The organism is Streptomyces racemochromogenes, assembly GCF_044129415.1.
Taxonomy (GTDB): Bacteria; Actinomycetota; Actinomycetes; order Streptomycetales; family Streptomycetaceae; genus Streptomyces; species Streptomyces racemochromogenes_A.
Genome location: NZ_JBBDHD010000012.1, coordinates 34,365 through 59,019, shown reverse-complemented (window position 1 = coordinate 59,019; position 24,655 = coordinate 34,365). Strand labels below are relative to the sequence as shown.

The 24,655-nt window shown below is 72.0% G+C and carries 22 protein-coding genes and 1 riboswitch; of the genes, 13 read left to right on the top strand and 9 right to left on the bottom strand.

Going from position 1 to position 24,655, the window contains the following annotated elements; translation table 11 throughout:
• Positions 1-3: 3 nt before the first annotated feature.
• Positions 4-1,356 carry a 3-phosphoshikimate 1-carboxyvinyltransferase gene (gene aroA / locus WDV06_RS07215; protein ID WP_395508802.1) on the bottom strand — a complete coding sequence of 451 codons (1,353 nt, stop codon included), beginning with the start codon at positions 1,354-1,356 and terminating at the stop codon, positions 4-6.
• Positions 1,357-1,409: 53 nt separating this feature from the next.
• The gene (locus WDV06_RS07210; RefSeq protein WP_395508801.1) at positions 1,410-2,123 is read right to left on the bottom strand and encodes a M50 family metallopeptidase; all 714 of its coding nucleotides are present in this window, start codon (positions 2,121-2,123) and stop codon (positions 1,410-1,412) included.
• Between the two features lie 53 nt (positions 2,124-2,176).
• On the opposite strand from WDV06_RS07210, the gene WDV06_RS07205 reads away from it, so the two are divergent.
• From WDV06_RS07205 to def, 8 genes are all read left to right on the top strand, one after another.
• The gene (locus WDV06_RS07205; protein WP_395508800.1) at positions 2,177-2,992 is read left to right on the top strand and encodes an SOS response-associated peptidase; all 816 of its coding nucleotides are present in this window, start codon (positions 2,177-2,179) and stop codon (positions 2,990-2,992) included.
• A 60-nt stretch (positions 2,993-3,052) separates the two neighbouring features.
• Positions 3,053-3,691, top strand: coding sequence for an alpha/beta hydrolase family protein (locus WDV06_RS07200; protein WP_395508799.1), 639 nt, complete (start codon positions 3,053-3,055; stop codon positions 3,689-3,691).
• A gap of 345 nt (positions 3,692-4,036) precedes the next feature.
• Positions 4,037-4,681: a sigma-70 family RNA polymerase sigma factor gene (locus WDV06_RS07195; protein ID WP_007266438.1), complete on the top strand. Its 645-nt coding sequence runs from the start codon at positions 4,037-4,039 to the stop codon at positions 4,679-4,681.
• A complete protein-coding gene (gene rsrA / locus WDV06_RS07190; protein ID WP_395508798.1) occupies positions 4,678-4,980 on the top strand; it encodes a mycothiol system anti-sigma-R factor in 303 nt (100 codons plus the stop codon). Before WDV06_RS07195 ends, rsrA begins: the two co-directional genes overlap by 4 nt.
• A gap of 201 nt (positions 4,981-5,181) precedes the next feature.
• Positions 5,182-6,618, top strand: coding sequence for an HD-GYP domain-containing protein (locus WDV06_RS07185; protein ID WP_395508797.1), 1,437 nt, complete (start codon positions 5,182-5,184; stop codon positions 6,616-6,618).
• On the top strand, positions 6,615-7,871 hold the full coding sequence (locus tag WDV06_RS07180; protein ID WP_395508796.1) for an HD-GYP domain-containing protein: 1,257 nt from the start codon (positions 6,615-6,617) through the stop codon (positions 7,869-7,871). Before WDV06_RS07185 ends, WDV06_RS07180 begins: the two co-directional genes overlap by 4 nt.
• Before the next feature lie 105 nt (positions 7,872-7,976).
• Complete coding sequence (locus WDV06_RS07175) at positions 7,977-8,972, top strand: tetratricopeptide repeat protein (protein ID WP_395508795.1); 996 nt, start codon at positions 7,977-7,979, stop codon at positions 8,970-8,972.
• Between the two features lie 58 nt (positions 8,973-9,030).
• Positions 9,031-9,666 carry a peptide deformylase gene (gene def / locus WDV06_RS07170; RefSeq protein WP_395508794.1) on the top strand — a complete coding sequence of 212 codons (636 nt, stop codon included), beginning with the start codon at positions 9,031-9,033 and terminating at the stop codon, positions 9,664-9,666.
• Between the two features lie 231 nt (positions 9,667-9,897).
• Here def and WDV06_RS07165 read toward each other — a convergent pair whose 3' ends face one another.
• The 5 genes from WDV06_RS07165 to WDV06_RS07145 all read right to left on the bottom strand — a co-directional run bounded on the left by WDV06_RS07165 (position 9,898) and on the right by WDV06_RS07145 (position 17,084).
• Positions 9,898-10,914, bottom strand: coding sequence for a ribonucleotide-diphosphate reductase subunit beta (locus WDV06_RS07165; RefSeq protein WP_395508793.1), 1,017 nt, complete (start codon positions 10,912-10,914; stop codon positions 9,898-9,900).
• Complete coding sequence (locus WDV06_RS07160) at positions 10,914-13,304, bottom strand: ribonucleoside-diphosphate reductase subunit alpha (RefSeq protein ID WP_395508792.1); 2,391 nt, start codon at positions 13,302-13,304, stop codon at positions 10,914-10,916. Before WDV06_RS07160 ends, WDV06_RS07165 begins: the two co-directional genes overlap by 1 nt.
• A gap of 147 nt (positions 13,305-13,451) precedes the next feature.
• Positions 13,452-13,575, bottom strand: a riboswitch (cobalamin riboswitch).
• 216 nt (positions 13,576-13,791) lie between these two features.
• Entirely contained in the window at positions 13,792-13,992 is a 201-nt protein-coding gene (locus tag WDV06_RS07155; RefSeq protein WP_395508791.1) for a CstA-like transporter-associated (seleno)protein, read from the bottom strand.
• On the bottom strand, positions 13,989-16,190 hold the full coding sequence (locus tag WDV06_RS07150; RefSeq protein WP_395508833.1) for a carbon starvation CstA family protein: 2,202 nt from the start codon (positions 16,188-16,190) through the stop codon (positions 13,989-13,991). The genes WDV06_RS07155 and WDV06_RS07150 overlap by 4 nt, the downstream gene beginning before the upstream one ends.
• Positions 16,191-16,319: 129 nt before the next feature.
• Positions 16,320-17,084, bottom strand: coding sequence for a GntR family transcriptional regulator (locus WDV06_RS07145; RefSeq protein ID WP_045945891.1), 765 nt, complete (start codon positions 17,082-17,084; stop codon positions 16,320-16,322).
• Positions 17,085-17,381: 297 nt separating this feature from the next.
• Between WDV06_RS07145 and WDV06_RS07140 the strand changes: the two genes are divergently transcribed.
• The 4 genes from WDV06_RS07140 to WDV06_RS07125 all read left to right on the top strand — a co-directional run bounded on the left by WDV06_RS07140 (position 17,382) and on the right by WDV06_RS07125 (position 22,197).
• On the top strand, positions 17,382-18,668 hold the full coding sequence (locus WDV06_RS07140) for an extracellular solute-binding protein (protein WP_395508790.1): 1,287 nt from the start codon (positions 17,382-17,384) through the stop codon (positions 18,666-18,668).
• A gap of 129 nt (positions 18,669-18,797) precedes the next feature.
• Positions 18,798-19,817: a carbohydrate ABC transporter permease gene (locus tag WDV06_RS07135; protein WP_395508789.1), complete on the top strand. Its 1,020-nt coding sequence runs from the start codon at positions 18,798-18,800 to the stop codon at positions 19,815-19,817.
• Positions 19,818-19,852: 35 nt separating this feature from the next.
• A complete protein-coding gene (locus tag WDV06_RS07130; protein WP_395508832.1) occupies positions 19,853-20,689 on the top strand; it encodes a carbohydrate ABC transporter permease in 837 nt (278 codons plus the stop codon).
• 5 nt (positions 20,690-20,694) lie between these two features.
• The gene (locus WDV06_RS07125; RefSeq protein WP_395508788.1) at positions 20,695-22,197 is read left to right on the top strand and encodes a glycoside hydrolase family 3 protein; all 1,503 of its coding nucleotides are present in this window, start codon (positions 20,695-20,697) and stop codon (positions 22,195-22,197) included.
• Between the two features lie 62 nt (positions 22,198-22,259).
• Here the strand turns inward: WDV06_RS07125 and nagB are convergent, their stop codons facing one another.
• Together nagB and WDV06_RS07115 are read right to left on the bottom strand one after the other, a co-directional pair.
• Complete coding sequence (nagB, locus tag WDV06_RS07120; RefSeq protein WP_395508787.1) at positions 22,260-23,045, bottom strand: glucosamine-6-phosphate deaminase; 786 nt, start codon at positions 23,043-23,045, stop codon at positions 22,260-22,262.
• A 165-nt stretch (positions 23,046-23,210) separates the two neighbouring features.
• Positions 23,211-23,972 (bottom strand): SDR family oxidoreductase, encoded by a 762-nt coding sequence (locus WDV06_RS07115; protein ID WP_395508786.1) that lies wholly within the window; start codon positions 23,970-23,972, stop codon positions 23,211-23,213.
• Between the two features lie 81 nt (positions 23,973-24,053).
• Here WDV06_RS07115 and WDV06_RS07110 point away from each other — a divergent pair, with 81 nt between their 5' ends.
• Complete coding sequence (locus WDV06_RS07110) at positions 24,054-24,647, top strand: TetR/AcrR family transcriptional regulator (RefSeq protein WP_395508785.1); 594 nt, start codon at positions 24,054-24,056, stop codon at positions 24,645-24,647.
• Positions 24,648-24,655: the final 8 nt, after the last annotated feature.

Below are 24,655 nucleotides of genomic sequence, written 5' to 3'. Positions count from 1 at the left end.
CCCCTACGCTCCCGCTCCTGCTTCCGCTCCCGAGAGCATGTCCGTCCACATCTTCGGGAAGTCGGGCAGGGTCTTCGCGGTCGTCGCCACGTTCTCGATCTCCACGCCCTTCACGGCCAGCCCGATCACCGCGCCCGCCGTGGCCATGCGGTGGTCGTCGTAGGTGTGGAAGACGCCGCCGTGCAGCGGGCGCGGGCGGATGTGCAGCCCGTCCGCCGTCTCGGTGACGTCGCCGCCCAGCTCGTTGATCTCCTTGGTGAGCGCGGCCAGCCGGTCCGTCTCGTGCAGCCGGAGGTGGGCCACCCCGCGCAGGGTGGACGGGGAGTCGGCCAGCGCCGCCACGGCGGCGATGCCCGGGGTCAGCTCGCCGACCTCGCCGAGGTCCACGTCGATGCCGTGGATCCGGCCGGTGCCGGTGAAGACCAGGCCCGCGTCGGTGAGCTCGCAGGAGCCGCCCATCTCCGTGAAGATGCGGCGCAGCTCGTCACCGGGCTGCGTGGTGCGGCGCGGCCAGTCCGGGATGGTGACCGTACCGCCGGTGATCAGCGCCGCCGCCAGGAAGGGCTGCGCGTTGGACAGGTCCGGCTCGACGACCATGTCGCGGCCCAGCAGCGCGCTCGGCGCGACCCGCCACACGTTCTTCTCGCCGCCGGCCTCGGGGGTGTCGACCTGGGCGCCCGCCGCGCGCAGCATCTCCACCGTCATCCGGATGTGCGGCATCGACGGCAGGGTCGCGCCGGTGTGCCGGACCTCGACGCCCTGGTTGAAGCGCGGCGCGGACAGCAGCAGCGCCGAGACGAACTGCGAGGAGTTGGAGGCGTCGATCTCGACCGTGCCGCCCTCCAGGGCGCCGCCGCCGTGGACGGTCATCGGCAGCGCGCCGCGGCCGTCGTCGTCGATCCGGGCGCCCAGGGCGCGCAGCGCGTTGATGACCTCGCCGAGGGGGCGCTCGTAGGAGCGGGGGTCGCCGTCGAAGCGGATGTCGCCGGCCGCCAGGGTGGCGACGGGCGGCAGGAAGCGCATGACCGTGCCCGCGTTGCCGACGTCGACGGTGGCCGGGCCGTGCAGGGCCGCCGGGATGACCCGCCAGGCCTCGCCGCCCGCGCCGGCCCCGGCGGAGCTGGAGGAGACCGTCTCCTCGATGCCGACGCCCAGGGCGCGCAGCGCGTCCGACATGAGCTGCGAGTCGCGCGAGCGCAGCGGGCGGCGCACCCAGCCGGGCTCGGCCGCGAGGGCGGCGAGCACGAGGGCGCGGTTGGTGACCGATTTGGACCCCGGCACGGTGACGGTGGCGTGGACGGCGCCCTCGGCGAGCGGAGCGGGCCAGAGCGGATGGAGCGCGGGGGTCTCGGTCATGGCCCCCACTTTAGTGGCTCGCCGCCACCCCGGATCTTGATCGCTCCCGCGTCTCACAGGCCGAGCAGCCAACGCCCCCCGCCCACCAGGCAGCACAGCGCGACCGTGTGGAAGAAGCCCAGCCAGACCACCGGGTGCAGGTGAGTGAGCCGCCCCAGCTGGTCGGCGTCCGAGTCCGGCGCCGCTCCTCCGCGCCGCTTGCGCTGGAGCTCGAAGACCGGCCGGACCCCGCCCAGCAGCAGGAACCACACCACCGCGTACGCGAAGACCGCCTGCACGGCCTCCGAGGCCAGCCAGGACACCAGGACGAACGCGGCCCCGGCCAGCACCACCGTCAGCAGCCCGTACGCGTTGCGGATCCGCACCAGCAGCAGTGCCAGCAGCACGGTCGCCGCCCACAGCAGCACCGTGATCCGGTGCGCCGACAGCAGGGCGGCCCCGCCCAGGCCCAGCAGCGAGGGCGCCGTGTACCCGGCGGCGGCCGTCAGGACCATGCCGATCCCCGTCGGCTTGCCCCAGCTGACGGTCACCCCGCTGGTGTCCGAGTGCAGCCGGATCCCCGCCAGCCTGCGGCCGCTCAGCCGGGCCACCAGCCCGTGGCCGCCCTCGTGCGCGATGGTGATCGCGTTGCGGGCCGGCAGCCACAGCGGTCGCCAGGCCACGACCGCCAGGGCGGCGAGGCCGGTGGCGGCCACCAGCCACGTGGCCGGCGCGGTCTGTATGCCGGTCAGCCGGTCCCAGAGGCCGGCGGTCGTGCTGCTGTCCATGGAGTGGCGGACTCCTTGCGGTCGTGGGCGGTGTCCGTGGCAGTGTGTCAGCCATGTGCGGAAGGTTTGCGGCCGGTCGGACGCCGGAGGAGCTGGCGGGGATATTCGGCATCGAGCGGTGGGAGCCCGAGGAGACCCTGGCCCCCGACTACAACGTGGCGCCGACGAAAGAGGTCCACGTCGTCCTCGACCGCCCCCTCAAAGACGCGCGGGACCGGCGTCCGGTTCGCCAGCTGCGGACCCTGAAGTGGGGCCTGGTCCCCTCCTGGGCCAAGAGCCCCGAGGGCGCCGCCCGGATGATCAACGCCCGGTCGGAGACCCTGCACGAGAAGCCCTCCTTCCGGCGCCCCTTCGCCCAGCGGCGCTGCATCGTCCCCGCCGACGGCTACTACGAGTGGGTCACCGCCCACGAGGAGCGGCAGCTGGAGGTGGAGGGCAGGAAGAAGCGGGCCCGCAAGCAGCCCTACTTCGTGCTCCCCGCCGACGGCACCGTCTTCGCGATGGCCGGGATCTACGAGTTCTGGCGGGACGCCGCCCTGCCCCCCGACCACCCGCAGGCCTGGTGGGCCACCTGCTCGGTGATCACCGCCGAGGCCGAGACCACCCCGCTGGGCGTCGCCCCCGCCGAGGGACCGCGCTCGCTGTCCGACATCCACCCCCGGATGCCGCTGATGCTCACCCCGGACCGCTGGGACGCCTGGCTGGACCCGGCCCGCACCGACGAGACCGGCCTGCGGGACCTTCTGGCGCCCCCGCCGGGCGGCCTGATGCGGGCCTACCCGGTCTCCACGGCCGTGAGCAACGTGCGCAACAACGGGCCCGAGCTGCTCGGCGAGCTGGAGGCCCCCGAGGAGGGCACCCTTTTCTAGGCCCCGACTCCCGGCCCCGGCCTGCGCCGCGCCGGGGCGGCCACCCGGCACGATGGGGGCATGAGCACGCGCAGCGAGACCGTCGACACTCCCGCCGGGCAGGCCCGCATCACCTGGCACACCGGCCGCGCGGCCAGGGCCGTCCTCGCCCTCGGGCACGGTGCGGGCGGCGGCATCGAGGCCCGCGACCTCCAGGCCCTGGCCGCCGACCTGCCCGCGCGGGGGTACACCGTCGCCCTGGTCGAGCAGCCCTGGCGGGTGGCCGGGAAGAAGGTCGCGGCCGCCCCCAAGGTCCTCGACGAGGGCTGGCGGGGCCTGTGGCCGGCTCTGGAGGAGCCCGGGCTGCCCGTCGTCGCGGGCGGCCGCAGCGCCGGGGCCCGCGTGGCCTGCCGGACCGCCGCCGAGCTGGGGGCCGCCGGGGTGCTCGCCCTCGCCTTCCCGCTGCACCCGCCGGGCAGGCCCGAGAAGTCCCGGGCGGACGAGCTGCTCGGGACGGGCCGGCCCGCGCTGGTCCTCCAGGGCGGCCGGGACCCCTTCGGGCGGCCGGAGGAGTTCCCCGAGGGCGCGTACGAGCTGGTCGGGGTGGACGGGGGCGACCACGGCTTCGCGGTGCCCAGGAAGGCCGCCCCGACCCAGGAGGAGGCCCTCGCGGTGATCACCGGCGCGGTGGCCCCCTGGCTCGCCCGGCTCCTCGGCTGACCGGGCCGGCGCCGACCTGACAGATTCCCGCCGGACCGGTGCGTGATCCCGCTCACCCGCCGCCCGCCGACCCGCGTGAACGCGCCGGATCCCTTGCCCCGCCCGGGAATGCGCGGCCGGGGACACCTGTTGAGCGGAGTGTCGGTACGCAGGGAAAAGACGTCGGAGGAGAGGGAGCGCATGACCCAGGTCATCAGCCAGAACCGTCGGCAGGCCGCTGACCTGGACTGGACGGTGCTCCCGGCGCCCAAGCGCGGCTCGGTTCGAGCGGCGGAGGGCCGGGATGGTCGACTATTCTCCGATTCGAGCGGATCCGCTTTCGGAGCCGCCACGCTGTCGGAGGAGGTGGGTCCTGTCGCTGGGACCGACGAAGGCCAGGCGCAGGAGACGACCGCCGAGCGCAATGCGCGGTTCGAGCGGGACGCCCTCGGCTACCTCGACCAGATGTACTCCGCCGCCCTGCGCATGACGCGCAACCCGGCCGACGCCGAGGACCTGGTCCAGGAGACGTACGCCAAGGCGTACGCGTCCTTCCACCAGTTCCGCGAGGGCACCAACCTCAAGGCGTGGCTTTACCGCATTCTGACCAACACCTTCATCAACTCCTACCGCAAGAAGCAGCGCGAGCCGCAGCGCAGCGCCGCGGAGGAGATCGAGGACTGGCAGCTGGCGCGCGCCGAGTCGCACATGTCGACCGGTTTGCGTTCGGCCGAATCGCAGGCGCTCGACCACCTGCCGGATTCCGACGTGAAGGAGGCCCTCCAGGCCATTCCCGAGGAGTTCCGCATCGCGGTCTATCTTGCCGACGTAGAGGGCTTTGCGTACAAGGAGATCGCGGACATCATGGGTACACCCATCGGTACGGTCATGTCCCGGCTGCACCGTGGCCGCCGTCAACTCCGCGGAATGCTGGAGGACTACGCCCGCGAGCGCGGGCTGGTCCCCGCCGGCGCGGGAGAGTCGAACGACCTGAAAGGCTCGGGCTCATGAGCTGCGGAGAGCCGCACGAGACGGAGTGCTCCGAGGTCCTGGACCATCTGTACGAGTTCCTGGACCACGAGATGCCCGACAGCGACTGCACGAAGTTCGAGACGCACTTCGGCGAATGCAATCCCTGTCTGGAGAAGTACGGCCTGGAGCAGGCCGTGAAGAAGCTGGTGAAGCGCTGCTGCGGCTCGGACGACGTACCGACCGACCTGCGTTCCAAGGTCATGGGCCGGATCGAGCTGATCCGCTCGGGCCAGGCCGTTCCGGACCACGACATCACGGCGGGCCCCACCGGCGGCTGATCCGCCGGAGCCCTTCCACCCGTACGGCCGGCCATCGCCTCCGGAAGCACCGCCCATTCACTCGAAGGTGCTAATCCGGAGGCGCCCGTACGGGGCAATACGAAAATGTCCCCCGCTTCGCGCGGGGGCCGATTTATTCTCCCCTCGCGGTACCCCTTCCGATGCGGTACCCGGGTCGACGCCCGAGGGGAGGAGAGCGCCATGCGGGTCCTTCCGCCGGCGGCGCGCGCCTGCGTCCTGGCCGCCGTGCTCGCGGCCGTCGCCTGCGTCCTCCCCGCCCTGCGCCCCGGATCGGCCGTGGACTGGCCGGCCGTGGGGCTGCCGGCCGCCCTCTGCCTCGGCTGCGAGGCGGTCCGCGTCCTCCCGTTCCGGGGCCGCGCGGCGCCCGAGGGGCTCGGCTCCCACCTCCCGGTGGTCCTGGCCGCCGTCTTCCTGCTCCCGCCGTCCGCCGCCGCGCTGGCGGCCCTGCCCGGCGGACTGGCCCAGCCCGCCGCCCGGCGCCCCGTCGCCGTACGCCGGGTCTGGCACGCGGCCCAGCAGGCGGTGGCCGCCTGGGCCGCGGGGCTGGCCTACGGTCTCCTCGGCGGCCGGGCGGCCCTCACCGGAGCCGCCGCCCTCCCCTGCGCACTGCTCCCGGCGGCCGTCGCCGCCGCCGTCTTCTGCCTGGTGCTCACCGCACTCGACGCGGCCGTCCTGGCCGCCGCGGAAGGCCGTCCCGCGACGACGGCCACGACCGCGGCCAGGACGGCGGTCGCCGCCCGGCGCGGGCCGGCCTTCGCCCCCTACTGCCTGCACGGCCTCGTCGGCCTGATGATGGCCGTCATGTGGCACAGCCCCTACGGGCCCCCGGCCGCACTGCTGGTCCTGCTGCCGATGTACATCTCGTGCTGGGTCTTCGCCCAGTACCAGCGCGAGCACGCCGCACACCAGGCCACCATCCGCGCCCTCGTCCAGGCCGTCGACATCAAGGACCGCTACACGCGCGGGCACAGCGAACGCGTGGGCCAGGCCTCCGCCATGATCGCCCGCGAGCTGGGCATGTCCGACGACCGCCTCGAAGTCGTCCGCATCGCCGGGATCCTGCACGACGTCGGCAAGCTCGGCGTCCCCACGCGGCTGCTGCGCAAGGACGGGCCGCTGACGCCCGAGGAACGCCGCGTCATCGAACTGCACCCCGAGTACGGGCACGAGATGGTGCGCGGCATCGGCTTCCTCGGGGAGGCCCGGTCGGCGATCCTGCACCACCACGAACGGGTCGACGGCTCCGGCTACCCGTACGGGCTGAGCGGGGAACAGATCCCGGTTCCGGCCCGGGTGGTGGCGGTCGCCGACTCCTTCGACGCGATGACCTCGACCCGCTCGTACAGCCGGGCCAGGCCGGTGGAGGCGGCCCTGGCGGAACTCGAACGCTGCGCGGGCTCCCAGTTCGACCCGGCGATGGTGCGGGCCCTGACCACCGCGGTCGGCCGGCACGGCTGGCACCCGGTGGTCACCTCCGACGAGGACCTCCGGGCGGCCGCGCAGCCGGAGCGGGAGGCGGACCCCGGAAAGGGACGGGAGGGGCTGTCCGGGATGCCGGCCCAGGGCCGGGACGCCGCCCAGGCCGGTCCGCCCGGACCGGGCAGGGCCGGCCCGTGAGGGCGTGCGCCGGGTGGGCCGTGCGCGGGGCCGCCGCACTGCTCACCGCGGGCGGGCTGGGCCACACCCTGTGGACCGGGATCACCGAACCCGGTACCGCCCTGGCCTTCGCCGCCCTGGTCACCGTCGGCGAACTCGCCCGACGCGACCACCCCGACCAGGACCGCCGCCCCGCACCGCTCGGATCCGCCGGGGCCCTCGCCTACGCCCTGCTCGGCCGGGACGCGGGGGAGCCCACCCACCACGGCGTGCTCCAGGTCGTCGCCGTCGTCGTCGCGGCCGCCCTCGCCGGAACCGTCCCGCACATCGCCCGCGGCCACGGCCCCGCCCTCGACCACGTGGCCCGCCGGGTCCTCGCCGTCGCCTTCGCCGCCGCCTGCTTCCAGCCCCTCCACGGCTCCGGCCGGCTCACCCACCGGATCGGACAGGGCCCGTACCTCGTCCTGTTCCTGGTGCTCCTGCTCGGCCTCACCGCCCTGTGCGACGCCGTCCTCGCGGCCGCGCTGGCCGGCGCGCGCACCGGCTGGCCGTACGGGCCGCTGCTGCGCGACGAGCTGCGCGCCCAGCTCGGCATCGGCCCGGCCATCTGCGCCACCGGGGTCGTGATGGCGCTGGGCGTGGCCGTGGCGGGCCTGTGGGCCCTGCCGGTCTTCAGCGTGCCGCTGCTGCTCACCCAGCTGTCCTTCCACCGCGTCGACGCCGTCCGCACCACGTACCGCCAGACCATCACCTCCCTGGCCCGGGCCACCGAGATCGCCGGGTGCACCGCCCCCGGGCACGCCCGCCGGGTCGCCGCCCTCAGCTGCGCCGTCGGCCGCGAGCTGGGGCTCTCGGAGCGGGAGCTCACGGTGCTGGAGTACGCCGCCCTGATGCACGACATCGGGCAGCTCTCGCTCGTCGACCCCGTCCCCGGCGGGGCCACCGCCGAGCTGCCGCCGGACGAGGCCCGCCGGATCGCCGGACTCGGCGGCGAGGTGGCCCGGCAGACCGGGGTGCCGGCGGAGGTCGCGGTGATCGTCGAACGCCAGGCGGACCCGTACCGGGAGCAGCCCGTCGCCGCCCGGATCGTGCGCGCGGTGAACGCGTACGACGACCTGGCCGGAGCGGGCCGTCACCCGGGTGGCCCACTGGCCGCCCTGGAACGGCTGCGCCTGGGCACCGGGCACGACTACCAGCCGGAGGTCGTGGAGTGCTTGGCGAGGGTTCTGGCCAGGGGCGGGCGGGGCAGAGTCGTACCCGTTCCGCCGGGGTAACCCATGGGTAATGAGCGGTCGTCCGAGCGGGCATGGTTGGATGCAGTAAGGGGTGTCCGTGAGGGTGTCCGCAAGGCTGAACCGTTGGAGCGGCAGGCGGGAATCGTGAGGATCTTCGGAAAGGTACGGCATCGGCCCTCCGCCTCGTGGCGGCAGGCCACCGACCGCGCGTTCACGCTGATCGGCGACGGTCGGTACGAGGACGCCGGTGCGCTGCTGACCAGGGCTGCGGACCTGGAGCCCTGGCTGTCCGAGTCCTGGTTCAACCTGGCCCTCCTGCACAAGTTCCGGCACGACTGGGAGCAGGCGCGGGCCGCCGGCCTGCGCGCCGTCGCCCTGCTGGACCGCGAGACCGGCGCCCCGGACTGGTGGAACGTCGGCATCGCCGCGACCGCCCTCCAGGACTGGCCGCTGGCCCGCCGGGCCTGGCAGGCGTACGGGCTGAAGGTGCCCGGCGACCCGCACAGCACGGCCGGGTCGGGCGAGCCGGTGGGCATGGAGCTCGGCAGCGCGGCGGTGCGGCTCTCGCCCGAGGGCGAGGCCGAGGTGGTGTGGGGCCGCAGGCTCGATCCAGCCCGTATGGAGGTCCTGTCGATCCCGCTGCCCTCCTCGGGGCGGCGCTGGGGCGAGGTCGTCCTGCACGACGGGGTGCCGCACGGCGAGCGGGTGACCGCGGCCGGGCCCTCGTACCCGGTCTTCGACGAGATCGAGCTGTGGGCGCCCTCACCGGTGCCGACCTGGGTGGTGCTGCTGGAGGCGGCCACCGAGGAGGACCGCGACGCCCTGGAGCAGCTGGCCTCGGACGCGGGCTTCGCCGCCGAGGACTGGTCCTCGTCGGTGCGTCTGCTCTGCCGGACCTGTTCGGAGAGCTCGATGCCCAGCGGCGAGGGCAACGGCGACCACCTCGACCCGCACGACCACAGCGAGCCCGGCCACCCCGGCCCGCTGGGCCACCGCACGGCCGGATCCGGTTCCCTGTGGGTGCCCGAGCGCGAATGCGGCATCGCGGCCCCGGCCGGCCTGGTGCGCGGACTGCTCGACGGCTGGGTCGCGGACAGCCCCGACAGCCGGGAGTGGCGGGATCTCGAAGAAGTCTGCTGACCCCGGGCCGTAGGCTGTACGGGCACACCACGGACTTGAGGGAAGGCGTACGGCGGACATGGCGCAGCAGGAGAACCAGGTGACCCCGATCGACGACGAGGGCTGGGTCGTGGACACCGAGGACTGTGAGGCGCGCGAGCTCGCCCACCGCGAGCGCGGTACGTCCCGCCCGATCACGGTCGTCGGCAACCCGGTCCTGCACCGCGAGTGCAAGGACGTCACCGAGTTCGGCGACGAGCTGGCCCAGCTGATCGACGACATGTTCGCCAGCCAGAAGACCGCCGAGGGCGTGGGCCTGGCCGCCAACCAGATCGGCGTCGACGCCAAGGTCTTCGTCTACGACTGCCCCGACGACGAGGGCGTGCGCCACACCGGCGTGGTGGTCAACCCCAAGCTCGTCGAGCTGCCGGCCGGCTCCCGCGTGCTGGACGACTCCAACGAGGGCTGCCTCTCCGTCCCCACCGCCTACGCTTCCCTGGCCCGCCCCGACTACGCCGAGGTCACCGGCCAGGACGCGCAGGGCAACCCGATCAAGGTCCGCGGCACCGGTTACTTCGCGCGCTGCCTCCAGCACGAGACCGACCACCTGTACGGCTACCTGTACATCGACCGCCTCTCCAAGCGCGACCGCAAGGACGCGCTGCGCCAGATGGCGGAGAACACCCCGCGCTACCCGGTCGTCCCGAACGACTGACCCGGCCCCGCGCGCCGCGGACGCACGAAGGCCCCGCTCCGGAAACGCTCCGGAACGGGGCCTTCGCCTGTGGGGGGTGTTCCGCGTGGGTCGCGCGGTGCGGCGTATCCGGATCAGACCACCGCCGCGGCACTGCGGCCAGACCCGCCCGCCCCGCATGTCAAGTCAGGGGTCGAATACCGGCCGTTGCTGCCGCTGCTCGCTCCGGTCTCCGGCCCTCGGACCGACGGACTAGAAGTCCTCGTCCAGGTCGACCGTGCCCTCCACGGCCACCTGGTAGGCCGACGGGCGGCGCTCGAAGAAGTTCGTCAGTTCCTGGACGCCCTGGAGCTCCATGAACGAGAACGGGTTCTGCGAGCCGTACACCGGCGGGAAGCCGAGGCGCACCAGGCGCTGGTCGGCGACGCACTCCAGGTACTCGCGCATCGAGTCGGTGTTCATGCCCGGCAGGCCCTCGCCGCACAGGTCGCGGCCGAACTGCAGCTCCGCCTCCACGGCCTCCTTCAGCATGTCGGTGACCTGCTGCTGGAGGGCGTCGTCGAAGAGCTCCGGCTCCTCCTTGCGGACCGTGTCCACGACCTCGAAGGCGAAGTTCATGTGCATGGTCTCGTCGCGGAAGACCCAGTTGGTGCCCGTCGCCAGGCCGTGCAGCAGGCCGCGCGAGCGGAACCAGTACACGTACGCGAAGGCGCCGTAGAAGAACAGGCCCTCGATGCACGCGGCGAAGCAGATCAGGTTCAGCAGGAAGCGGCGGCGGTCGGCCGCCGTCTCCAGCTTCTCGATCTTCTCGACCGAGTCCATCCACTTGAAGCAGAACTGCGCCTTCTCGCGGATCGACGGGATGTTCTCCACCGCGTCGAAGGCCGCCGCGCGGTCGTCCGGGTCGGGCAGGTAGGTGTCGAGCAGCGTCAGGTAGAACTGGACGTGCACGGCCTCCTCGAACAGCTGGCGCGACAGGTACAGGCGCGCCTCCGGGGAGTTGATGTGCTTGTACAGCGTCAGGACCAGGTTGTTCGCCACGATCGAGTCGCCCGTCGCGAAGAACGCGACCAGGCGGCCGATCATGTGCTGCTCGGCCGGCGTCAGCTTCGCGAGGTCGGCGACGTCGGAGTGGAGGTCGACCTCCTCCACCGTCCAGGTGTTCTTGATCGCGTCCCGGTAGCGCTCGTAGAAGTCCGGGTAGCGCATGGGGCGGAGCGTGAGCTCGAAGCCCGGGTCGAGGAGGTTCTTCTTCTCGGTGGAGCTCATTACTGGCAGGCCTCGCAGGACTCGGGGTTCTCAAGGGAGCAGGCCAGCGCCTCGGCGTCGAGGGCCTGCGGCAGCTGGGTGGGGGTGGCGGCGGCCGGGACGGCGGTGCCGGAGGCCGCGCGGGCGATCTTCGTCGCGGGGCGCGAGCGCAGGTAGTACGTGGTCTTCAGGCCCTGCTTCCAGGCGTACGCGTACATCGAGCTGAGCTTGCCGATGGTGGGCGTCTCCATGAACAGGTTCAGCGACTGGCTCTGGTCCAGGTACGGCGTACGGGCCGCCGCCATGTCGATCAGGCCGCGCTGCGGGATCTCCCACGCCGTGCGGTACAGCTCGCGGACCTCCGCCGGGATCCAGCCGAAGCCCTGGACGGAGCCGGAGGAGTCGCGCAGCGCCTCGCGGGTCTGCGCGTCCCACACGCCCAGCTTCTTGAGGTCCTCCACCAGGTAGCCGTTGACCTGGAGGAACTCACCGCTGAGGGTCTCGCGCTTGAAGAGGTTGGACACCTGCGGCTCGATGCACTCGTACACGCCCGCGATCGAGGCGATCGTCGCCGTCGGGGCGATGGCGAGGAGCAGGGAGTTGCGCATGCCGGACTTCGCGACGCGGGCGCGCAGGGCTTCCCAGCGCTCGGGCCAGTTGCGCTCGGTCTCGTAGTGGTCCGGGTGCAGGACGCCCTGGGCGGTACGGGTCTCGGCCCAGGCCGGGAGCGGGCCGCTGCGCTCGGCGAGGTCGCAGGAGGCCTCGTACGCGGCGAGCATGATGCGCTCGGAGATCTTCGTGGACAGGGCCTTCGCCTCGGCGGAGTCGAAGGGCAGGCGCAGCTTGAAGAAGACGTCCTGGAGGCCCATCGCGCCCAGGCCCACCGGACGCCACTTGGCGTTGGAGCGGCCTGCCTGCTCGGTCGGGTAGAAGTTGATGTCCACGACGCGGTCGAGGAAGGTCACGGCCGTGCGGACGGTCTCGTCCAGGCGCTCCCAGTCCATCTCCCCGTCGGCGACGAACGCGCCGAGGTTGACGGAGCCGAGGTTGCAGACGGCCGTCTCGCCGTCGTTGGTGACCTCGATGATCTCGGTGCAGAGGTTGGAGGAGTGGACCACCGTGCCCGGGAGCGCGGTCTGGTTGGCCGTGCGGTTGGAGGCGTCCTTGAAGGTCATCCAGCCCTGGCCGGTCTGCGCGAGGGTGCGCATCATGCGGCCGTACAGGTCGCGGGCCGGCATGGTCTTCTTGGCGAGCCCGGCGGCCTCCGCCTTGACGTAGGCGGCGTCGAACTCGTCGCCGTAGAGGTCCACCAGTTCGGGGACGTCGGCGGGGGAGAACAGCGACCACTCGGCGTCGGCGTTGACGCGGCGCATGAACTCGTCCGGGATCCAGTGGGCGAGGTTCAGGTTGTGCGTGCGGCGCTGGTCCTCGCCGGTGTTGTCGCGGAGCTCCAGGAACTCCTCGATGTCCGCGTGCCAGGTCTCCAGGTAGACGGCGGCGGCGCCCTTGCGGCGGCCGCCCTGGTTCACGGCGGCCACGGAGGCGTCGAGGGTCTTCAGGAACGGGACGATGCCGTTGGAGTGGCCGTTGGTGCCGCGGATCAGCGAACCGCGGGCGCGGATGCGGGAGTAGGACAGGCCGATGCCGCCGGCGTGCTTGGAGAGGCGCGCGACCTGGTGGTAGCGGTCGTAGATGGAGTCCAGCTCGTCCAGCGGGGAGTCGAGGAGGTAGCAGGAGGACATCTGCGGGTGGCGCGTACCCGAGTTGAAGAGGGTCGGCGAGGACGGCAGGTAGTCCAGGCGGCTCATCAGGGCGTACAGCGAGGCCACTTCCTCGACCGCGCGGACGCTCTCGTCCTCGGCGAGGCCGCAGGCCACGCGCAGCATGAAGTACTGCGGGGTCTCGATGACCTGGCGGGTGATCGGGTGGCGCAGCAGGTAGCGGCTGTGCAGGGTGCGCAGGCCGAAGAAGCCGAAGCGGTCGTCCGCGCCCTCGGCGAGCGCGTGCTCGACCAGGGCGTTCAGGCGGGCGGCGTGGGCGGCGACGAACTCGGCGGTGCGGTCGGCGATCAGGCCCTCGCGGTGGCCGACGGCGACGGACTCGGCGAAGGAGGTCGCGCCCTGGCCGGCCGCCTCGTCGGCCACGGCCAGGGTGAGCAGGCGGGCGGCGAGGCGGGAGTACGCCGGGTCCTCGGAGATCAGACCGGCCGCGGCCTCGGTGGCGAGCCCGCGCAGCTCGGCCTCGTCGGCGGCCGCGCTGCGGCCGCGCAGGGCGGCGGCGGCGACCCGGCCGGGGTCGGTGTCGGGGAGGTCGGCCGTGAGCTCGGTGAGGGTGCGCAGCAGCGCGGCCCCGGGACCTTCTGCTTCGGGGTGGTCGGACTCGGCGCGCGGTGCGGCGGGCGCGATGGTCACGGGGGAGCTCTCCCTCACTCGGCCCGGTCATCGGCGGAGCGGGGCGCGGGCGGGCGCACGCGGGCGCGCGCGCAGAGGCGTTCGGCACCACGTGGCGTCCGCCGGCCCAACCGCGAGGCCCGGACGAATCGACTCCCCGGGTCGGTCGATCCGGGGGCACTGCCGGCAGGTCTTCGGACTCGCGGATACGCCGCTGGGCGTACGTCACACCGTTGCGGGACAGTTCCGGATTCCCACCGGATTCCCCTGCGGCGGCAGCAGGCATGAGCATACATGTGGGGGCGACCCGATGCGGTAGCCCCCACATGTTGTGTCGGGTGCATGCGGAGCGTGTCCTCACAGCTCCAGTCGGTACGTGCGCGGGGTCGCTGCGGGGGCCGGCGGCCGGTCCGGTTGTGTGCCCGCGCCCCTCGAAGGGCCGGGTGCGCCGGGCGAGCGAAGGGCCCCGCCGTCTCCGGTCGGAGACGGCGGGGCCCTCGTCGTGGGTTCAGCAGCAGCGGAAGCCCTCGCGGGGGTCCGCTTCGCGGGCGTCGGTGCGGGCGCGTTCGAAGGCGCGGCGGGTCAGGACCTCGGCCTCGGGGTCGTGGGAGCGGGCGTGGGCGACGTAGCGGTCGTACGCGGCCTCGCCGGAGAACTCCCGGACGAAGTGGCGGGCCTTGGCCAGCGCCCCCCGGACCGCGCCGCTCACGCGACCGGGTCCTTCACGCGCCCGCCGCCCCCGTCGAGGCCGGCCGCCGCGAGCTCGGCCTTCTCCGCGGCGGTGGCGATCAGCCCCGCCGGGGCGACGATCTTCGACTCGGTCCACGGGACCTCGGAGAGGCGGACCGACCCCGGGTCGGAGACGGCCTTGAGGCAGGTGCGGGCCGCGTCCAGCAGGACGACGATGATCAGGGCCGCGAAAAGGGCCGAGAGGACCCCGTCGACCGTGGCGTTGGTGACCACGGTGTGCATCTCGTCCATGGTCTTGGCGGGCGGCAGCACCTTCCCGGCGTCGATGCCGGTCTGGTACTTGTCGCGCTGCGCGAAGAAGCCGATCTTCACGTCGTCGGAGAAGACCTTCTGGTAGCTCGCCGTCAGGGTGACGGCCACGTCCCACGCGAGCGGAACGCCCGTGACCCAGGCCCACTTGAGCCGGCCCGACTTGACCAGCAGGGTGGTGCAGACGGCCAGCGCGACCGCGGCGAGCAGCTGGTTCGCGATGCCGAACAGCGGGAAGAGCTGGTTGATGCCGCCCAGCGGGTCCTTGACGCCGACCCACAGGAAGTAGCCCCAGCCGCCGACGACGACCGCGCTGGCCAGCCAGACGCCCGGCTTCCAGCTGACGTTCCGGAAGGACTTGTGCACGTTGCCCAGGGTGTCCTGGAGCATGAAGCGGCCGACGCGCGTGCCCGCGTCCACCGTCGTCAGGATGAACAGGGCCTCGAACATGATGGCGAAGTGGTACCAGAACGCCTTCATCCCGGCCCCGCCGACCACGGCGGAGAAGATCTCCGACATCCCGAGCGCGAACGTCGGCGCGCCGCCCGTACGGGAGAGCAGGGTGGTCTCCTCGACGTCCTTGGCGGCCTGCGCGAGGGCGTCCGGGGAGATGGCGAAGCCGAAGTGGCCGACGGCCGCCGAGGCGGACTGGACGGTGGTGCCGATGACCCCGGCGGGGGAGTTGACCCCGAAGAACAGGCCGGGCTCGATGATGCACGCGGCGATCACGGCCATGACGGCGACGAAGGACTCGGTGAGCATCGCGCCGTAGCCGATGACCCGGATCTGGGTCTCCTTCTGGATCATCTTCGGGGTGGTGCCCGAGGCGACCAGGGAGTGGAAGCCGGACAGGGCGCCGCAGGCGATGGTGATGAAGACGAAGGGGAACATGGACCCGGCGAAGACCGGGCCGTCGCCGCGCGTGGCGAAGTCGGTCACCGACGGCATCTTCAGCGTCGGCATCGCCACGACCACGCCGACCGCCATCAGGGCGATGGTGCCGACCTTCATGAAGGTGGACAGGTAGTCGCGCGGGGCCAGCAGCAGCCACACCGGCAGGACCGAGGCGAAGAAGCCGTACCCGATCATCCAGAGGACCAGGGTCTCCTTGTCCAGGGTGAAGAAGTCGGCCCAGGAGGACTCGGCGACCCAGCCGCCCGCCACGATCGCCAGGAGCAGCAGCGCGACGCCGATGACGGAGACCTCGGTGACCCGGCCCGGCCGCAGCCAGCGCAGGTAGACGCCCATGAAGAGGGCGATCGGGATGGTCATGCCGATGGAGAAGACGCCCCAGGGGGAGTGCCCCAGGGCGTTGACGATGACCAGGCCGAGCACCGCCAGCAGGATGATCATGATGGTGAACACGGCGAGCAGGGCGGCGCCGCCGCCGACCGGACCGATCTCGTCCCGGGCCATCTGGCCGAGCGAACGGCCGTCGCGCCGGGTGGAGAAGAACAGCGTCACCATGTCCTGGACGGCGCCGGCGAAGATGACGCCCGCGACGATCCAGATGGTGCCCGGCAGGTAGCCCATCTGCGCGGCGAGCACCGGGCCGACGAGCGGGCCGGCGCCGGCGACGGCGGCGAAGTGGTGGCCGAAGAGCACGCGCCGGTCGGTGGGGTGGAAGTCGACACCGTTGTCGAGGCGTTCGGCGGGGGTGGCCCGGGTCCTGTCCAGCTTCAGCACGCGGTTCGCGATGAACCGCGCGTAGAAGCGGTAGCCGATGGCGTACGAGCCGAGCGCGGCGGCGAGCAGCCAGGCGGCCGAGATCTCCTCACCCCGTGAGAGCGCCAGCACGCCCCAGCCGACGGCCCCGACGAGGGCCACGAGCACCCATAGGGCGATGGACTGCGGGGTGGTTCTCGCCGTGGGCGTCCGCTGTGTCCCTGTTGCTCCCGGTTCCGACATGATCCTCGTCCCCTCGTTGATCATCTGCGTAAGCGCACGGAATCTACGGGGGGTTACCGGTGGACGTAAGCCCCCGTCCGTATAGCGGTACGAGCGTCCACCGGGGTTCGGAGGGTCGTCAACAGGTGATCACACAGCAGGTCGCTGGAGGCGGGCAACGAACTTATAACGGTCGCCCCGATATACCGATCGCACCCATTCGACCGGTTCGCCGTCGGCGTCCAGCGAGTGCCGGGAGAGCATCAGCATCGGCAGGCCCACGTCCGTGCCCAGCAGCCCGGCCTCGCGCGGGGTGGCCAGGGAGGTCTCGATGGTCTCCTCGGCCTCCGCGAGCCGGACGTCGTAGACCTCGGCGAGGGCCGTGTAGAGGGAGGTGTACTTGGCGAGCGAACGGCGCAGTGCGGGGAAGCGCTTGGCCGACAGGTGCGTGGTCTCGATGGCCATCGGCTCGCCGCTGGCCAGGCGCAGCCGCTCGATGCGCAGGACGCGGCCGCCCGTGGCGATCTTGAGCAGGCCGGCGAGGGTGTCGTCGGCGGTCACGTAGCCGATGTCGAGCAGTTGCGAGGTCGGCTCCAGGCCCTGGGCGCGCATGTCCTCGGTGTAGGAGGAGAGTTGCAGCGGCTGGGAGACCTTGGGCTTGGCGACGAAGGTGCCCTTGCCCTGGATGCGTTCCAGGCGGCCCTCGACCACGAGCTCCTGGAGGGCCTGCCGGACGGTGGTCCGGGAGGTGTCGAACTCGGCCGCGAGCGTCCGCTCCGGCGGCACCGGGGTGCCGGGGGGCAGTGTTTCGGTCATGTCGAGCAAGTGCCGCTTGAGTCGGTAGTACTTGGGTACACGCGCCGTTCGAGTGGCTGGCCCGCCCTCCGGCTCCGTGGTCGCCCCTTCGGTGGACATCGCCGCCCGCCTTCCCGACTCCAGTTTCGCTGCCGTCACCGGCTCCTCCGATATGTGCGGTCACATGGTGACACGGGCGGGAGGGCAGGCCTCCTCCCTCCCCCAGGTGTCGGTCCGATAACGGACCGAGCACCCGCTCATTAGACCCTTGACACCCCTAAAGGTCTAGGCCAAGCTCCCGGTACTGGTCTACACCAATATGGATCAGATCCCGGCCCCACGGGCAGTACTTGGTACGTACGTCACCGCGGCGGGCGAGGGAAGGTGCACAGCAGCAGCATCCCTGAGGAGGGTGGCGTGAAGCGCAAGCTCATTGCGGCGGTCGGTGTCGTGGGCATGATGGTCGGTGTCGCCGCATGCGGCAACGGCGGCGACGACAAGCCGAAGTCCGACGCGTCGGGTGGCGCCAAGGAGATCACCGTCTGGGTGATGGACGGATCCGCCCCGAAGGCCTGGATCGAGCAGGTCAACAAGGAGTTCTCGGCCAAGCACCCCGGTGTGACGGTGAAGGTCGAGGAGCAGAAGTGGACGGGTATCCAGGAGAAGGTCACCACGGCCCTCTCCGAGAACACCCCGCCGGACGTCCTGGAGCTCGGCAACACGCAGACCGCGGGTTACGCGGTCACCGGCGGCCTCGCGGACCTCACCAAGGACAAGGCCCAGCTCGGCGCCGACGCCTGGCAGAAGAGCATGCTCGCCTCCGCCGAGGTCGACGGCAAGCTGTACTCCGCCCCCTGGTACGCCGCCAACCGCGTCGTCGTCTACGACAAGAAGGCCTACGAGAAGGCCGGCGTCACCCCGCCCAAGACCCGCGACGAGTGGATCGCCGGCCTGGAGAAGCTCAAGGCCGCCGACCCGTCCGCGCAGCCGATCTACCTCCCCGGCCAGAGCTGGTACGTCCTCGCCGGCTTCATCTGGGACGAGGGCGGCGACCTCGCCGTCAAGGACGGCGGCAAGTGGAAGGGCCAGCTCTCCACCCCGCAGGCCGCCGCCGCCATGGACTTCTACAAGAAGCTCCAGTCCTACTCCACCGCCCCCAAGGACAAGGACGAGGCCACCCCGCAGCAGTCCACCGACATCGTCCCCAAGGGCGGCGTCGCCTCCTGGATCGGTCTCGGCTGGGAGGCCGGCGGCGCCGAGAAGGCCCTGAAGGACGCGGGCAAGGACGCCGACTTCGGCTACTTCCCGATCCCGGGCAAGACGGCCGACAAGTCCGGCACCGTCTTCCTCGGCGGCTCCAACCTCGCCGTGGCCGAGCGCTCCAAGAACAAGGAGCTCGCCAAGGAGTGGCTGGCCCTCGCCACCGGCAAGGACCAGATGACCAAGTACGCCGCCGAGGTCAAGGGCGCCCTGCTGCCCAACCAGGTCGGCGCCAACTTCACCCCGGCGCCCGGCTCCTTCGCCGAGGCCATGGCCAAGGCCGGCCTCAACGGCAAGATCACCCCGGTGACCGCGGGCTGGGCGAACGTCGAGACCGAGCCGAACCCCATCAAGGAGTTCATGACCAAGGTCCTGAAGGGTGAGGACGCCGGCAAGGCGGGCGCGGACGCGGACAAGGAAATCGCGAACCGCATCAACAAGTAACAGCCCCGCCCCGCAGCACCCGCTCCACCCAGCCGTGTGAACGCACCGGGGGGTGCGGCAGGCCCCGGCCGCCTGCCGCGCCCCCGGTCGCGCATTTGACTCCACAGTCAACCGCGAGGAAGCCAAGCCATGACCGTGCACTCCCAGGGAGCGACGACCAGCGCTCCACAGGACGCACCACACCAGTCCGCCGGACGGCGAAAGGCGCACAGCCCCGCAGCCGACCCCCGTCCCGCCCCTCCTCGCGGGGGCAGAAAGCGGCTCCCCTCGGGGTGGCTGCCGTACCTGCTGGTGCTGCCGGCCGTGGCCGGCATGGCCCTCCTGCTGCTGTACCCGCTGATCAAGAACGTGATCCTGTCCTTCCAGGACATCAACAAGATCGAGTTCATCCAGCGGAAGTACCCCTTCGCGGGATTCGCCAACTACACCCAGCTGCTCGGCGACTCCGCCTTCTGGACCGTCGTCGTCCGCAGCTTCCTCTTCACCTTCGCCAACGTCGTGCTGATCATGGTGATCGGCAGTCTCATCGGCATCCTGCTGAACCGGCTCGGCACGTGGATGCGCCTGGTCCTCTCGATGGCGCTGGTGATGGCCTGGGCCATGCCGATCGTCGCCTCCGTCCAGGTCTTCTCCTGGCTGTTCGACGAGCAGTTCGGCGTCATGAACTGGGTCATGCGCACCCTCGGCTTCTCCGGCTACGAGCAGCACAACTGGTTCGAGACCGGCCTGTCCACCCTGACGATCGTCACGCTGCTGGTGGTCTGGGGCTCCATCCCCTTCGTCGCCCTCAACATGTACGCAGGCCTCACCACCGTCGGCGCGGAGCTGTACGAGGCCGCCCGCATGGACGGCGCCAACGGCTGGCAGACCTTCTGGAAGGTCGTCTTCCCCAACCTGAAGCCCTTCTTCCTGGTCACCACCTTCCTTGAGGTGATCTGGGTCTTCAAGGCCTTCACCCAGGTCTACGCGATGAACAAGGGCGGCCCGGACCGCGCCTCCGAGATCCTCCCGGTCTTCGCCTACGTCGAGGGCCAGAGCCAGTTCCACTACGGCCTCGCCGCGGCCATCTCCGTCCTGACGATCCTGATCCTGCTGGTCGTCATGTCCTTCTACTTCCGCCTGATCCTGAAGCAGGAGGAGGAGCAGTGAGCACCACCACCGCCCCGGACAAGCCCGCGCAGCAGCTGCGCACCCGCCGGCCGCTGCGGCCCGCGACCGTCGCCAAGAACCTCGGCGCCCTGCTCCTGGCCCTGGTCTTCGTCTTCCCGGTCTACTGGATGTTCTCCTCGGCCCTCAAGCCGAACAGCGAGATCCTCACCAAGGACCCGGTCTTCGTCTTCACCCCGACGCTGGACAACTTCACCAAGGCCACCGGCGTCGAGAACTTCTGGACCTACGTCACCAACAGCCTCGTCGTCACCGTCGGCGCCGTCCTGCTCGCCCTGCTGGTGGCCCTCGCCGCGAGCTTCGCGATCGCCCGCATGAAGTTCAAGGGCCGCAAGGGCCTCGTGCTCGGCGTGATGATGGCCCAGATGGCCCCCTGGGAGGTCATGGTCATCGCGATGTACATGATCGTCCGTGACGCCGAGATGCTGAACAGCATCGGCGTGCTCACCGCCGTCTACTTCGTGATGGTCCTCCCCTTCACCATCTGGACCCTGCGCGGCTTCATCGCCGCCGTCCCGGTGACGCTGGAGGAGGCCGCCCAGATCGACGGCTGCACCCGCGGCCAGGCCTTCCGCAAGGTGATCTTCCCGCTGCTGGCCCCCGGCCTGATGTCCACCTCGCTCTTCGGCTTCATCACCGCCTGGAACGAGTTCGCGATGGTCCTGATCCTCAACAAGGACAAGGCCGCCCAGACCCTGCCGCTGTGGCTGACCCAGTTCAAGACCGCCTTCGGCAACGACTGGGGCGCCACCATGGCCGCGTCCTCGATCTTCGCGCTCCCCGTCCTGGTGATCTTCATCTTCCTCCAGCGCAAGGCCGTCGGCGGCATGACCGCCGGCGCCGTGAAGGGATAACGGCCGTGACGATCCTTGCGCACCGGACCGCTGCCTCCGACGAGAACGGCCGGCTGACCCGTGACGCCCTCGCGGTGCTCCAGCCCGGTTTCGAGGGCACCACCGCCCCCTCCTGGCTGCTGCGCCGGCTGGGCGAGGGCCTCACCGCCGTCGGCCTCTTCGGGCGCAACATCGCCTCGCCCGAGCAGCTCGCCGCACTCACCGCGCAGCTGCGCCGCGAGCGCGACGACGTCCTCGTCGCCATCGACGAGGAGGGGGGCGACGTCACCCGCCTGGAGGTCCACGGCGGTTCGTCCTTCCCCGGCAACCTCGCACTGGGCGCCGTCGACGACACGGAGCTCACCCGCGAGGTCGCCCGCGAGCTGGGCCGCCGCCTCGCCGAGTGCGGGGTCAACCTCAACTGGGCCCCGTCCGCGGACGTCAACTCCAACCCGGACAACCCGGTCATCGGGGTGCGTTCCTTCGGCGCCGACACCCACCTCGCCGCCCGCCACACGGCCGCGTACGTCGAGGGCCTCCAGGCCGCCGGAGTCGCCGCCTGCACCAAGCACTTCCCGGGCCACGGCGACACCAACGTCGACTCCCACCACGCCCTGCCCCGCATCGACGTGGACCCGCAGACCCTCCAGGCCCGCGAACTGGTCCCGTTCAAGGCGGCGATCGAGGCCGGCACCAAGGCCGTGATGAGCGCCCACATCATGGTGCCCGTCCTGGACCCGACCCGCCCCGCCACCCTCAGCCCGCAGATCCTCACCGGTCTGCTGCGCAAGGAACTCGGCTACGAGGGCCTCATCGTCACCGACGGCATGGAGATGAACGCCATCGCCGGGACGTACGGCATCGAACGCGGCTCGGTGCTGGCCATCGCGGCCGGCGCCGACGCCATCTGCGTCGGCGGGGGCCTCGCCGACGAGGCGACCGTGCTGCGTCTGCGCGACGCGCTGGTCGCCGCCGTCCGCGAGGGCACGCTGCCCGAGGAGCGGCTCGCCGACGCCGCCGACCGGGTGCGCGCCCTCGCCGGATGGACCCTCCGGGCCCGGCCGGACGCGCAGCCGGAGGGGAGCCGCGCGTCCGGCATCGGCCTGGAGGCTGCCCGCCGCGCGCTCGCCGTGTCGGGCACCCCGGCCCCCGTGGCCGCCCCGTACGTCGCCACGCTCGCACCCGTCGCGAACATCGCGGTCGGCGACGAGACCCCCTGGGGGGTGGCCGCCGAACTGGCCGCCCTCGTCCCGGGGACCGTCTCGGGCGTCTACCCCGAGGGTTCGGCCGCCGGGGACGTGCTGGCGGCCGCGGGGGAGCGCACCATCGTCGCGGTGGTCCGTGACGCACACCGCCACCCGTGGATGGCCGAGGCGCTGGACGCCCTGGTCGCCGCGCGGCCGGACACCGTGGTCGTGGAGATGGGCCTGCCCCGCGCCGAGCCGCGCGGGTCGCTGTACCTCGCCACGCACGGCGCCTCCCGGGTCTGCGGGAGGGCCGCCGCCGAGGTGATCGCCGGGACCCGGTAGGCCGCCGGGTACGGAAGAGGGCCGGGCCCCCGAGGAGGGGGGCCCGGCCCTTTCCGTCGCTCCTACAGGCCCTGCCAGGAGGGCTTTTCGGCGTAGGCGTGGCGGAAGTAGTCGGCCAGCTTCAGCTTGGAGGCGGCCGCCTCGTCCACGACGACGGTCGCGTGCCGGTGCAACTGGAGCGCGGAGGCCGGGACCAGCGCGGACAGCGGGCCCTCGACGGTCTGGGCGACCGCCTCGGCCTTGCCCTCGCCGGTGGCCAGCAGGACCAGGTGGCGGGCGTCGAGGATGGTGCCTATGCCCTGGGTGATGACGTGGTGCGGCACCTGGTCCAGGTCGTCCTCGAAGAACCGCGCGTTGTCCACGCGGGTCTGCTCGGTCAGCGTCTTGATGCGGGTGCGGGACGCCAGCGAGGAGCACGGCTCGTTGAAGCCGATGTGCCCGTCGGTGCCGATGCCCAGCAGCTGGAGGTCCACCCCGCCGGCGTCGGCGAGGGCCTGGTCGTACGCCTCGCAGGCCGCCTGGACGTCCTCGGCGGAGCCGTCGGGGCCCATGAAGGAGTCCTCGCTCAGGCCGAGGGGGGCGACGACCTCCCGCAGGACGACCGCGCGGTAGGACTCCGGGTGCCCGGCCGGCAGGCCGACGTACTCGTCGAGCTGGCAGATCCGGGCCCGGGAGGCGTCGACCTCGCCGGCCCGCACCTTGGCGGCGAGGGCCTCGTAGACGGGCAGCGGGGTAGAGCCGGTCGCCACGCCCAGCAGGGCGTCGGGCTTGCGGCGGACCAGGGCGGCCATGGCCTCCGCGATGAGCTCGCCGCCTGCCTTGGCGTCCGGGACGATGACAACTTCCACGCGGGGCCTGCCGATCTGAGAGTGGTGTGTGGTATAGACCAATCTAGCAGAGCGGCCCCGTGCGCGGCGGCCCCTCCGCCACATCCATCGTCCCGCCGTTCGACCCGGGCCGCCGGTCGTGCGGGGACCGCCGCCGGGCAGGGGGCGGCCCCCTGCCCGACCCCGTCACATCAGGGCCAGCTGCAAGCCCCCGGTGGCGTCCAGGTGCTGGCCCGTGACCCAGCGGGAGTCCGGCGAGGCCAGGAAGGCCACCACGTCGGCCACCTCCTCCGCCGTGCCGACCCGGTTGAAGACGGACCGCGAGGCGGCGTGGGCCCGGGCTGCGGGGTCGGCCAGCCAGGCCGCGTTCAGTTCCGTCTCCGTGATGCCGGGGCCCACCGAGTTCACCGTGATCCCGCGCGGCGCGAGTGCGGCGGCCAGGGAGACGGTCAGGGCGTTCACCGCGCCCTTCGCCATGATCGTGGCGAGGATCGCCGGCAGCGCGATGCCGGGGGTGCCGGTGACGTTGACGATCCGGCCCCCGTCCGCGAGCCGCTCCAGCCCGTGCTTGATCACGAAGAAGGGTGCCCGGGCGTTGAGCGCCTGCACCCGCTCGAAGGTCTCCTCGTCCGTCTCGCCGATGCCCGCGAAGGTCGCCGCCCCGGCGTTGTTCACCAGCACGTCCACCCGCCCGGTGTGCGCCGGGTGGGCCTCGTACGCCGCCCAGAGCGCCTCGGCGTCCCCCGGCACCCCGAGCTCCGCCCCGATGGCGAAGGCCCGCCCGCCCGCCGCCTCGATCGCGGTGACGGTCTCCTTCGCCGCCGCCTCGTTGTGCCCGTAGTGCACGGCGACCAGCGCCCCGTCGCGCGCCAGCCGCTCGGCCACGGCCCGCCCGATGCCCCTGCTGCCGCCCGTGACCAGCGCCGTCTTCCCCTTGAGCACGCCCATGGCGCACCCCCCTTATTCGATAGTGGTCGCTACAGAAAGAACCGTATCAGATTCCCTAGTGAGCGCTATAGAATGGTCCGCATGGTGACAGGACAGCGCGGCAGGCCCCGCTCCTTCGACCGGGACGCCGCCCTCGACAAGGCGATGCTGGCCTTCTGGGAGCACGGCTACGAGGCCACGTCCATCGCCGACCTGACCCGCACCCTGGGTATCGGCGCGCCCAGCCTCTACGCGGCCTTCGGTGACAAGCGCAAGCTCTTCGACGAGGTCGTGGTGGTCTACGGCAGCCGCTACGGGGACTTCGCCTCCGTCGCGCTGCGCGAGGAGCCCAGCGCCGGGGCGGCCATGGCCCGGATCCTGCGCGAGGCGGCCGAGATCTACACCGACCCCGCCCACCCCCCGGGCTGCATGGTGATCAGCGCGGCCGTCAACACCACCTCGCAGGAGGTGGCCGAGGCCCTGCGCGAGCGCCGCAACGCCAACCTGGCGCTGTTCGAGAGCCGGATCACGGCCGACATCGCGACCGGCGTGCTGCCCGCGGACACGGACGCCCGGGCGCTGGCCCGTTATGCGGGCGCGGTGCTCCAGGGAATGAGCCAGCAATCGCGCGACGGGGCGACCCGGGAGGAACTGGAAGCGGTGGCGGAACGGGCGCTGCTGGCCTGGCCGAAGTGATCCGGAAC